General features: G+C 42.1%; 7 protein-coding genes. 4 read left to right on the top strand and 3 right to left on the bottom strand.

What is annotated here, in order from left to right:
* A partial coding sequence (locus NJ959_RS24340; protein ID WP_254014336.1) for a leucine-rich repeat domain-containing protein occupies positions 1-461 on the top strand: 461 nt, incomplete at its 5' end.
* A gap of 128 nt (positions 462-589) precedes the next feature.
* Complete coding sequence (dnaG, locus tag NJ959_RS24335) at positions 590-2,527, top strand: DNA primase (protein WP_254014335.1); 1,938 nt, start codon at positions 590-592, stop codon at positions 2,525-2,527.
* A 109-nt stretch (positions 2,528-2,636) separates the two neighbouring features.
* On the opposite strand, the gene NJ959_RS24330 is transcribed toward dnaG, so the two are convergent.
* Positions 2,637-3,152 (bottom strand): pentapeptide repeat-containing protein, encoded by a 516-nt coding sequence (locus NJ959_RS24330; RefSeq protein WP_254014334.1) that lies wholly within the window; start codon positions 3,150-3,152, stop codon positions 2,637-2,639.
* Between the two features lie 219 nt (positions 3,153-3,371).
* Here NJ959_RS24330 and NJ959_RS24325 point away from each other — a divergent pair, with 219 nt between their 5' ends.
* Complete coding sequence (locus NJ959_RS24325) at positions 3,372-3,938, top strand: YraN family protein (RefSeq protein ID WP_254014333.1); 567 nt, start codon at positions 3,372-3,374, stop codon at positions 3,936-3,938.
* A 208-nt stretch (positions 3,939-4,146) separates the two neighbouring features.
* Here the strand turns inward: NJ959_RS24325 and NJ959_RS24320 are convergent, their stop codons facing one another.
* Positions 4,147-4,536 (bottom strand): hypothetical protein, encoded by a 390-nt coding sequence (locus tag NJ959_RS24320; RefSeq protein WP_254014332.1) that lies wholly within the window; start codon positions 4,534-4,536, stop codon positions 4,147-4,149.
* Between the two features lie 173 nt (positions 4,537-4,709).
* The gene (locus tag NJ959_RS24315; protein WP_254014331.1) at positions 4,710-4,937 is read right to left on the bottom strand and encodes a hypothetical protein; all 228 of its coding nucleotides are present in this window, start codon (positions 4,935-4,937) and stop codon (positions 4,710-4,712) included.
* Between the two features lie 179 nt (positions 4,938-5,116).
* Here NJ959_RS24315 and queA point away from each other — a divergent pair, with 179 nt between their 5' ends.
* Positions 5,117-6,256: a tRNA preQ1(34) S-adenosylmethionine ribosyltransferase-isomerase QueA gene (queA, locus tag NJ959_RS24310; protein ID WP_254014337.1), complete on the top strand. Its 1,140-nt coding sequence runs from the start codon at positions 5,117-5,119 to the stop codon at positions 6,254-6,256.
* The last annotated feature ends 9 nt before the right edge of the window (positions 6,257-6,265 follow it).

The following is a 6,265-nucleotide window of genomic DNA, read 5'->3' as shown; positions in this document are numbered from 1 at the left end:
ATAATAATCAAATCAGCGATATTACTCCTCTCTCCAACCTGACTAATCTTACTGGGCTGAGGCTAGAGAATAATCAAATCAGGGATATTACTCCTCTCTCCAACCTGACTAATCTTACTGGGCTGGGGCTAGATAATAATCAAATCAGCGATATTACACCTCTCTCCAACCTGACTAATCTTACTTGGCTGATGGTACAGAATAATCAAATCAGTGATATTACTGCTCTCTCTAACTTGACTAAGCTTACTAGGCTGCGGCTAAGTAATAATCAAATCAGGGATATAAAACCTCTCGCCAACCTGACTAATCTTGCTGTGCTTTGGTTAAGTAATAATCAAATCAGCGATATTACACCTCTCGCCAAGTTGACTAATCTTACTGTGCTTTGGATAGGTAACAATCAAATCAGCGATGTTACACTTCTCTCTAAGCTGGGTATCATTTATTTTGATTGGTAACTTGAGTTGGGTGTTAGGAGTAGCCCCCCTCCGTTGGCGTAGCCTGCGCTTCGCGCATACTCCTAACTCCTAACTCCTAACTCCGGTAGAGTAAGATATATCTATTCGTTTTTTTCATCTCTGTCACCGTGCAAATTCCCCGCCTCCATCCAGACACTATCGAACAAGTTAAGCAACGAATAGACATTGTTGAGATTATCTCGGAAAGAGTTGTGCTGCGGAAACGTGGTAAAGACTATTTAGGTTTGTGCCCTTTCCATGAGGAAAAAAGTCCTAGTTTTAGCGTTAGCCCTACTAAGCAGATGTACTACTGCTTTGGCTGTAATGCGGGTGGGGATGCCATTAAATTTTTGACAGAGGTGGGGAAGCAATCTTTTGCTGATGTGGTACTTAGTTTAGCACAGCGCTATCAAGTACCAGTCCAAACTTTAGAACCAGAAGAGCGTCAACAATTGCAGCGTCAGTTGTCGCTATTGGATCAATTATATGAAATTGTAGCACTCGCGAGGGCATTTTATCAACATGTTCTCCGGCAACCTCAAGGAGAGGAATCTTTGAGTTATCTAAAAGTTAATCGTCGTCTTTCTGAGGAAACAATTCAACAGTTTCAACTGGGATATGCGCCGCCTGGTTGGGATACTCTATATCGATATTTGGTGGAACAGAAAAGTAAGCCAGTGCAATTAGTAGAGAAGGCTGGTTTAATTGTACCTCGAAAAGAGGGAAATGGCTATTACGATAGGTTTCGGAATCGGATTATTATTCCCATTCATGACTACCAAGGGCGTACAATTGGTTTTGGTGGGAGAACTTCGATTGATGAACAACCCAAATATCTCAATTCTCCGGAAACTCCACTATTTAATAAAGGCAAAACTTTATTTGCTTTAGATAAGGCTCGCGATGCGATTACTAAGGAAGATAGAGCTGTCGTTGTCGAAGGATATTTCGATGCCATTGCACTCCACGCCGCTGGAATTAAAAATGTGGTGGCTTCTTTGGGTACTGCTCTTAGTTTAGACCAAGTGCGGCTCCTTTTGCGCTATACCGATTCTAAAACAATTATTCTTAATTTTGATGCAGATGCGGCTGGTAATAAGGCAGCGGAAAGAGCAATTGGCGAGATTGCTGATTTAGCTTATAAGGGGCAAGTTAAACTAAGAGTACTAAATTTACCAGATGGTAAAGATGCTGATGAATTTCTCAGTCATGCTTCTGATGCAGCTCAAAAGTATCAGGAGTTACTCCAAACTGCTCCACTTTGGCTAGATTGGCAAATCGAGCGATTTCTGATTAATCGGGATCTCAAACAAGGAGATATCTTTCAACAAGTGGCTCAAAAAATGGTAGAATTATTGAGTAAAATTAATGATGAATCTCAGCGGAGCTATTACATTAGTCAATGTGCTGAAAGTCTATCAAGTGGCAATCAGCAACTCAGGCGGCAGCTAGAACAATCTTTTATTGCTAAGTTTAAAAAGCAAAACCAACCCCTACCAAAAGGAAGCCTCAAAAAAGACAATTTACCTCTATTGCCTACAGGTAACGAGCGAAATCTATTACAAAGAGCAGAATCTTTGTTATTAATAATCTACTTACATTGTCCCGAATATAGAGAAATAATTCTTGAGATATTAGAAGCAAAAGATTTAATATTTACTCTTCCCCATCACCGATTTTTGTGGCAACAAATATTAGAATTAGAGCCAACTATTGCCGAATCAAATCAAATAGAAAATCCACTTATTTCCATGCTCCAAGAGCGTAGTATTCAATTTGCCAAAGAGATGGCACAGGTAAACCATCTCTTTCATTTAAGTGAGAAATGCACAGAAGATATTATCCGCACTCCCATGGTAATTCGCTCTGCCGCAGCTTGTCTAGAGATAGTAACATCAGAAAAACATCGGCGTTATTGTTTAGAGCAATGGCAAAAACTCGATCCCATAATAGACTTACAACGGAAGGAATACTACTGGCAAGAGTTTAAATTAGCAGATAAACGGATTAAAGAATTAGAGCCTTTCCGTCAGAGCAATTTTTTAGAGATGATTGAATTAACCTAAAAACTACAAAAGAAACCCGGTTTCTTGAAGAAACCGGGTTTCTCTCTAGTTATATATGTAGGGTGCGTTACGCTCTGCTAACGCACCATTTATACTATTGTTGACACTTTTAAGGACAAAATAAAGTATCGCGAGTATCGCGTCCAGTGATAGGATTAGTACCACTAGCAATAGCACAGAGTTGTTCCTCCGTATCTCCACGAAACAAAACATCAGTAAAATCAGCCCCTTCAATAATTGCCCCATCAAACCTGGCATTGAAGGCAAATGAACCTTCAAGAATAGCATTCTTTAAATTAGCATTGAAAAAACGAGCAGTAGATATGGTAGAATAGCTAAGGTCAGCTCCCTCTAAGTTAGCAGATTCAAGATTTGCCGAAAACAAGCTTACGCCCCTTAAATTAGCATAGCTCAAATCGCTGTTTCTCAGATCGGCTCTAGTAAAGGTTGCCTCAGTTAAATCGCGATGAGATAAATCTTCACCAACCAGATATGCTTGATTGTAATCCAGTAGTAGAGCCATAGCAGGATTTGCCATAGCACTAAAACTACCCACAAAAGTAACTAAAAATAGAATAAAACTGAATAAAATAGCTGGAATACGCAGGTGTTGCCGAAGAGTCATAATACAACAAAGATAAAAAATTGGGACGATTACCATATTTTCAAACACCAGTCTGAATTTACAGCATCATTTCCTCAATTGAATTATACTACTAGGCAACACCACCGATCTAAAAACCTTTGCGCCCTTTGCGCTCTACTCTGCGAGAAGCCGCTGCGTGTCTATGCGTTAAAAAAAAGATATTATACCAAAGCCAACAGATTCGATATAACAACACTCGTGAAAGTTTCCCCCAACTCTACCGCACTCCATCAAAACCGGAATCCTAATGTCGGAGAATTAGGCGAAAAACTAGTTGCTGAGTGGTTAAAAAATAAAGGTTGGACTATCTTACATCACCGCTGGCGCTGCCCTTGGGGAGAGATAGACGTGATTGCACTGAAGATGAGGCATGAGGAATGGGGAGGGGTGAGCGGCGAGAGAGAAGCGGGGAGTGGGGGTAATTCTCCTCTGCTGCGCCAACTCGATCCTATTATAGCATTTGTGGAAATAAAAACACGCAGTCGCAAAAATTGGGATGAAGATGGGCGACTGGCGGTTACCCCACGGAAACAAGCAAAAATCAGGCAAACCGCCGAGCTATTTCTAGCAGACTACCCAGATGCTGCGACAGTTAACTGTCGGTTTGATGTCGCTATTGTTAACTGTCAGCGCCTTTCACCAAATTTGCGCGGCGCAGTCACTAGCTATGTTATACAGAGTACACCTGTGGAGTTAGGTAAACCTGTACAGGTGGCAGGATACCAATTAATACTACAAGACTACATTGACTCAGCCTTTGAATAGGGAATCATGATTTTTTCGCTTATGCAGGGTTTACAGCACTTTTTAGATAGATATGGTGCTTAATATGGAGGACTTAATAGGTTACATTACAAATGGCAAGGGTGCGTTAGCCAAGCATAACGCACCCTACAGATAGAGGCTTTATCTAAGTCCTATTATACGTTTTTTTGATTTGACAATCACTGTAGTCATCATCAATAACGAGTGTTTAAGCCAAGGTTTCTGGGCAGTATCCCAAGCCCATCGTAAACTGTTGGCGAAATGCTTCAATATTGCTTCTATCTGGGCTACCATGAGAAACCACAGCAACTTGGTAGCGACGCATGACATCAACTACTGATTGTCCAGTTTCCAGACTCCAAAGTGCCATTTGCACCCGAATATCCGGTTCGTAAGGAATTCCTAATTCACTCATGAAAGCTCGGAAATCTCCGTCTTGTTGAGGAGTCAGAGGATGATTCATTTTTACCTTAACTACCCATCCCTCAATCTGATGAATCACCGTTATGAATTGGAATGGGAGGTGGGGCATCGAGTGGAGATATTCGACGACTCGCAGAGTTAAGCTAGCATTGGCAAGGAAGTAGAGGTAATCCATACGGCATTCTTGGCTCTAAGTCCAAGATAGTTCTATATTTTTTAATTATCCTGGGGAAGTGTTCCTCATGGATAGGGGAAAAGCACCCTATATTGGATAGGGGATTTACCCAATCTGTATTGGTTGTTGCTTATTTGTGATTCGTCATTGGTTATTGGTTGTGCTATTTGCTCTTAACCTGTCACCTCTGGCTCCTCCCACCCCTCACCTCTGACAAGGTTCAAAAATGCGGTAATTGGCAGGAAAGATGGCAGCGGATGGGGGTAGGTTGGGTGGTGGATTTGGTAGAGTATGGGGGAACGGATGTAACTGAGATCTTGCACCAGTTGCAATAAGCCTTGGCGATTGGAAATCGCAGCTACACAAACAAATTCCGCCTGCGCGGAATCATGAAAGCTCAAGGATTTATTAACCCGCGAAGGCGGGTTTCGTCTCTGTAGACGCGGTTTCAACCGCCCAATTGAAACTGGTGCAAGATCTCAGATGTAACGGATATGGATTTATTTTGACGATCGAGTGGTGGAAAATAGTGCTAATCGGAAATTCTATGGATAGTAAGTCTCAAAACTCAGAAATCTCTATGGATAAAGGGTTAGAGAAGGAGAAGGATATCGACAGACTCGTTTCTAGCTATGATTACCAACTACCGGAGGAGAGGATTGCTCAAACACCCTTGATTCCCAGGGATAGCTCTCGTTTGCTTGTCGTTGATTCTGTAACTCATCACGAGGATCGCATTTTCCGAGATTTACCACAATTACTCCAGCCTGGAGATCTTTTAATCTTAAATAATACTCGCGTTATCCCAGCTAGACTCTATGGTAGGAAAGTGACAGGCGCACCTGTGGAGGTATTGTTATTAGAGGAGCAAGAAGCTAACTCTTGGCTAGCCCTTGTCAAACCAGGTAAGCGTCTCAAGGTAGGAGCCAAAATTTTATTTACACCTCGCCAACCCGTGGCATCTTCCCCTCTTATCCCTCAATTCGATAGTCAAAATACTCCCTCACTCCCCATTCTCAGTGCCGAGATTGTTGCTAGAGATGAGGCGACGAATGGGCGTATATTGCAGTTTGATGTACCTACCGGGGTATCGATGATGAGTCTTTTGGAGCAATATGGGGAGATGCCCTTTCCTCCATATATTACTAATAGCAAAGCTACACCAGAACAGTATCAAACCGTTTATGCTCAAGATCCAGGTTCAGTTGCAGCACCCACGGCTGGGTTACATTTTACCCCAGAATTGTTACAAGAATGTCGGAAACGGGGAATTGAGCAAGCGTGGGTAACTTTAAATGTTGGGATTGGTACTTTTCGCCCCGTGGAAGTAGAAAATATAATCGATCATCAAATGCACGGGGAGTGGTTAGAAGTTTCGGCTGCAACAGTAGAAAAGATTCAGAAAACCAAAGCATCAGGAGGAAGAGTTATTGCGGTAGGCACTACAGCGGTACGCGCTTTGGAAGGTGCTGCGGCTTGTGGGGAATTACAGCCTTATTGTGGCAAGACAAATTTATTTATTTATCCTGGTTATCAGTGGCGAGTTGTGGAGGGGTTGATTACTAATTTTCATTTGCCTCGCTCTTCGTTACTGATGTTAGTCAGTGCGTTGATTGGACGCGATCGCTTATTGGCATTATATCAGGATGCGATCGCAAAAAATTATCGTTTTTACTCCTTTGGCGATGCGATGTTGATTTTGCCAGAGGCTGTTAGATAGGGAGTGGGG

It is taken from the genome of Limnofasciculus baicalensis BBK-W-15, assembly GCF_024178385.1.
GTDB classification, from domain to species: domain Bacteria; phylum Cyanobacteriota; class Cyanobacteriia; order Cyanobacteriales; family Coleofasciculaceae; genus Limnofasciculus; species Limnofasciculus baicalensis.
This window is presented reverse-complemented; position numbering and strand designations above follow the sequence as displayed.

Coding starts and splice junctions, on each gene's coding strand:
- NJ959_RS24330 (WP_254014334.1), bottom strand. CDS start 3,152: ATGACTCTTCGGCAACACCTGCGTATTCCAGCTATTTTATTCAGTTTT.
- NJ959_RS24320 (WP_254014332.1), bottom strand. CDS start 4,536: ATGGATTACCTCTACTTCCTTGCCAATGCTAGCTTAACTCTGCGAGTC.
- queA (WP_254014337.1), top strand. CDS start 5,117: ATGGATAAAGGGTTAGAGAAGGAGAAGGATATCGACAGACTCGTTTCT.